The organism is Spiroplasma sp. ald (assembly GCF_044714355.1).
GTDB lineage: Bacteria > Bacillota_I > Bacilli_A > Mycoplasmatales > Mycoplasmataceae > Spiroplasma > Spiroplasma phoeniceum.
Genome location: NZ_RXFY01000160.1, coordinates 1 through 1,309, shown reverse-complemented (window position 1 = coordinate 1,309; position 1,309 = coordinate 1). Strand labels below are relative to the sequence as shown.

At 24.3% G+C, this 1,309-nt stretch carries 2 protein-coding genes; one reads left to right on the top strand and one right to left on the bottom strand.

The genetic code is table 4. The annotated features are described in order from the left end of the window. A partial coding sequence (locus EHU54_RS05815; protein ID WP_400249451.1) for a hypothetical protein occupies positions 1-978 on the bottom strand: 978 nt, incomplete at its 3' end. A 59-nt stretch (positions 979-1,037) separates the two neighbouring features. On the opposite strand from EHU54_RS05815, the gene EHU54_RS05810 reads away from it, so the two are divergent. After that, positions 1,038-1,309 (top strand): hypothetical protein (locus tag EHU54_RS05810; RefSeq protein WP_400249450.1); only part of this gene is annotated, 272 nt, incomplete at its 3' end.

The window sequence follows — 1,309 nt, the reverse complement described above, 5'->3', positions numbered from 1 at the left end:
ATAATTATTTCCTGAAAAATTATCATATTCATAACCAGCACCATTAAATATCATTTTCATTGAATAATCACTATCAATAGTTATTTCAGTATAATTTTGTTGAGCATGAATTAAACCAACACCAGTAGTACCAGTCATAGCATATTGTTGAACTGTACTAGTAATTAAAGCATCTGCTTGTACTAATTCCTCATCACCATTACCATTATTACCAAGTGGTGGCGTACTTTTTTGTCCTACAAAATGAGTACGATTTATAATTCTTTCAATTCTTTTATAATAAATATTATCTTGGACATCTTTAATTAAATTAAATACAGATAAACAATCAGGAATATGATCTACTGTTGTTTTTGTACCATGAACTAATTTAGGTAAATTTATAAATTCAACAATAGGTAAAATATCTATACCAGTATCATATTCCATTTTAGAAACTGGTTTTAATTTACTTTCTAATTCACCATAAGTTTGTCAAATTCCTATTTCTAATTTATCAGCAGTATAATAATGTATTATTGCTTTTTTTGGATAAAATTGTACTCTTTGATATCACATATAATCAGATTGAGCAGGTAATATTCACATTTCAGCATATTGTTCTATTTCAGAATATTTAGCAATACGAACATTTGAACCAATTGGAGCAACATCAATCGTTAAATCGCCAGTCTCTGTTTTTAATAAATACATTACACTGCGACCATATAAACTATTTGCTAATTCATTTTGATATAACTTAGAATAAACATAGTTTTTTTCATATCATTCTTCTATTCAATCTTGCGTATCATCATTATCACAATTAAACATTAAACCTTGTCCAATAGTTAACGGAGCAGCTTTTCTATTAGCAATAATTCAAGGAATATCAATATAATATTTTTGTTCTTGTAATATTTTATATTTTCCTTGTTCTAAATAACTTAAATATTCAGGTTGTTTATTTATTTCTTTAAAATCTATTTCATTATTCATTTTTACACCTCTTTTTGTCATCACCCATTATATAATCACCATAAGGAGAGTGTCAAAAAATGTGAAAGTTATTAACATTAATTACTAGTATTTTAGAAAACCCCAAAATAGCATTAAGAATTATAAAATTATTAGAAAAATATGGTAATTCTAAAATAAAAGCAATTTTACAAAGTATTAAAGATATTGAGCATCAATTAGCACAAATTCAATATTATTTAAACCCTAATATATTAAGTGATTTATTAGCAAAATTACCTAAAAGTTTAGAAATACAATTATTTAAAGATATTAGTTTTTTAGATAAAAATAAATATAAAGAAATTGTAAA